Source organism: Paenarthrobacter sp. NPDC089988 (assembly GCF_044748465.1).
Lineage (GTDB): Bacteria > Actinomycetota > Actinomycetes > Actinomycetales > Micrococcaceae > Arthrobacter.
Window position 1 is genome coordinate 1 of sequence record NZ_JBIVGD010000044.1, and the last position, 3,108, is coordinate 3,108.

The 3,108-nt window shown below is 62.7% G+C and carries 3 protein-coding genes; 2 read left to right on the top strand and 1 reads right to left on the bottom strand.

Annotated features, from left to right (window positions below):
• Window positions 1-196: 196 nt before the first annotated feature.
• Entirely contained in the window at window positions 197-874 is a 678-nt protein-coding gene (locus ACIPV6_RS23600; protein WP_003797871.1) for a Crp/Fnr family transcriptional regulator, read from the bottom strand.
• A gap of 234 nt (window positions 875-1,108) precedes the next feature.
• Here ACIPV6_RS23600 and ACIPV6_RS23605 point away from each other — a divergent pair, with 234 nt between their 5' ends.
• Window positions 1,109-2,293: a MarP family serine protease gene (locus ACIPV6_RS23605; protein ID WP_400273226.1), complete on the top strand. Its 1,185-nt coding sequence runs from the start codon at window positions 1,109-1,111 to the stop codon at window positions 2,291-2,293.
• Between the two features lie 131 nt (window positions 2,294-2,424).
• On the top strand, window positions 2,425-2,880 hold the full coding sequence (gene aroQ / locus ACIPV6_RS23610; RefSeq protein WP_400273227.1) for a type II 3-dehydroquinate dehydratase: 456 nt from the start codon (window positions 2,425-2,427) through the stop codon (window positions 2,878-2,880).
• Window positions 2,881-3,108 lie beyond the last annotated feature (228 nt).

Below are 3,108 nucleotides of genomic sequence, written 5' to 3' on the forward strand. Positions count from 1 at the left end.
GCTGCGACACCCTCTACGCCATGCTCCGCGACGGCACCCTCTACCAAGCCCAAACACCCAAAACCGCTTGACGAAAAACATAGGGACACTCTCACGACACCCCGGCTTGAGGCGGACACTCTCACCGGCCGCCAAACGCACAACAAAAAAGCCGCCCCGGTTCGTTTGGACCGGGGCGGCTTTCTCGTAATAAGTCCTAGCGGGAGCGCTGGCGCAGACGCTGCATGTCGAGAATCACCACGGCGCGTGCTTCGAGACGCAACCAACCGCGCTGGACGAATTCGGCCAGTGCCTTATTGACGGTTTCGCGGGAAGCGCCCACCAACTGGGCCAGTTCCTCCTGCGTGAGTTCGTGGGCAACCAGCACGCCGTCGGTTGCGGGGCGGCCGAAGCGGTCTGCAAGGTCCAGAAGGGCCTTGGCAACACGACCGGGAACGTCCGAGAAAACGAGGTCGGACAGGGAGTCGTTGGTGCGGCGCAGGCGGCGGGCCAGGGCCTGCAGCAACTGGGCGGAAACCTCGGGGCGCGTACGGAGGAGGGAGTTCAGGCTCTCGTTCTTCAAGCCTGCCAGGCGCGTTTCGGAAACTGCCGTGGCGGTTGCCGTGCGGGGGCTCGGATCGAAGAGTGCCATCTCGCCGAAGAGTTCGCCCGGGCCGAGGATGGCCAGCAGCGACTCGCGGCCGTCCGGCGACGTACGGCCGAGCTTCACCTTGCCGGAAACAATGAAGTAAAGCTGGTCACCCTGGTCACCTTCGCGGAACACCGATGCTCCACGTGAAAGGTCCACCTCGGTGAGTTCGTCCGTCAGCAAGCGGAATGCGTCGTCGTCAAGGGTGGCGAAGAGGGGTGCGCGGCGCAATACCTCGATGTCCATGAAGTCTCCTGAGAATAAGTTTCGGTCGTGGCGCTTCAGCCATTGTTTCAGAATTTTTAGAGTTCTGTGACGTACTTGGCACGCGAAACGCTGAAAACACGCGGATTTCGTCCTCCCTCGCCTGAGTTGGCGCGCAACAGGAGGCCATGAATGGCACCCTATCGTGACCGGACTAACGGAATCCTGTCAGGGTGCCCCTCTAGAATTGGCGCTACCCGGCTATGAGGAGCATTGGTGTTTGGCTTGACCATTTTGGATTTGGCATTGATTTTGATGCTGTTGTCCTACCTGATCTATGGCCTGCGTAATGGCTTCCTGGTGACGCTGGGTGGTATTGCCGGATTCATTGTGGGCGCCATCGCAGCGTTTATAGCAGTGCCGCTCGTCAGCGGCTGGGTGAGCGACAGCGGCTGGAGGCTTACCGCAACGGTGGGTGCCGCCGTCGTGCTTATCGCCTTGGGTCACGGGCTGGGAACCATGATCGGTCGCCGCATCCGGCACGTAGTGCGGCTCAAGCCGCTGCACGCCGTGGATCGCCTGGTGGGTGGCGTGGTCAGCGTGGTTGTTGCTGCCTTGGTGATGTCCATGCTCGCGTTCAGCATCAGCTCCTTGGGCGTGCCGTTCGTTTCGCAGCAACTGGCCCAGTCCCGCGTGATTCGCTACATCGACTCGCTGACGCCCACTCCGGTCAAGAGCACCATGGCGCAGTTGCGGTCCACGGTGATCGGCGACGGCATTCCCAAGTTGATCGAAGGCTTCGGCTCCGCCACTCCGGTCCAGGTTCCCAACGCCTCAACCGACACCCCTGCCCTCAATCAGGCCGCCCGGTCCGTGCTGAAGATCGCGGGCACGGCTTTCGAGTGCGGACAGAACCAGACGGGGTCTGGCTTTGTTGTCTCGCCGGGCCGCGTGGTCACGAACGCGCACGTGGTGGCCGGCGTGGACCAACCGGTAGTGGAAGTGCCCGACGGCGGCGCGTTGCCGGGTCGGGTGGTCTACTTCGACCCCCAGCGGGATATCGCCGTGCTGGCCGTGGACGGGCTCTCAGCCTCACCTCTTGCGCTGAGTTCGGACCTGCCTGACGGCAGCCCGGCGGCATTTGCCGGTTACCCCCACGGCGGGCCGTTCCAGTCGAAGCCGGCGACTGTCGAGGGAATCGCCACCGTCCTCGTACCTGACATCTATGGCAGCAACCCCTCGCCCGAGCAGGTCTACAAGCTTGCAGGCGACGTGCAGCCGGGCAACTCCGGCGGTCCGCTGCTCACTACGGACGGCCAGGTTGCTGGTTTGATTTTCGCCAAGACAACCAGCAACGAAGCTCTTGGTTTCGCGTTGACCATGGAGGACGTGCAGCCCGTCGCTGCCCAGGCCCCGGGCCTCAGCAACCCGGTGGGCTCCGGCCAGTGCACCCGCAAGTAGTCCGCACCCTCTCTCACCAAATCCCCCTTTTTCCCGGACCATCTCTCACATAATGGGTGTTTTTCCGGGATCCTCGCTCACCTGCCGGGCGCAATTCACGGAGGCTCCTGCGCCGCTATAGATTGGGTGCCATGACTCAAGCCACCGAAGCCGGCCGCGGCACCATCCTTGTTATCAACGGCCCCAACCTGAATCTCCTGGGCACGCGCGAACCCGAGAAGTACGGGACCTCCACGCTGGCCGACGTAGAGCAGCTCGCGTTGTCCGCGGCCGAATCGCACGGCTTCACGGTGGATTGCGTCCAGTCGAATCACGAAGGTGATCTCCTGGACGCAATCCACGCAGCAAGGGGCGCCGCCGTCGGGATCGTCATCAACGCCGGTGCCTTCACTCATACCTCAGTGGCACTTCGTGACGCGCTGGCCGCTGTCCAATTGCCCGCCGTCGAGGTTCACATCACCAACGTCCATCAGCGTGAGGAGTTCCGCCACCACTCGTACCTGTCGGGTGTCTGCCAGGCGATCATTGTTGGCGCCGGCGTGTTGGGGTACAAACTGGCCATCGATTACCTCGCGGATACCGTCTGACCCTTCACGGGTGAGAGAGCGTCCGTCCGAAAGGGCTGTTCGGTGAGAGAGCGTCCGTCCGAAAGGGCTGTTCGGTGAGAGAGCGTCCGTCCGAAAGGGCTGTTCGGTGAGAGAGCGTCCGTCCGAAGGGGCTGTTCGGTGAGAGTGTCCCTATGTTTTTCGTCAAGCGGTTTTGGGTGTTTGGGCTTGGTAGAGGGTGCCGTCGCGGAGCATGGCGTAGAGGGTGTC

Coding starts and splice junctions, on each gene's coding strand:
- ACIPV6_RS23600 (WP_003797871.1), bottom strand. CDS start 874: ATGGACATCGAGGTATTGCGCCGCGCACCCCTCTTCGCCACCCTTGAC.
- aroQ (WP_400273227.1), top strand. CDS start 2,425: ATGACTCAAGCCACCGAAGCCGGCCGCGGCACCATCCTTGTTATCAAC.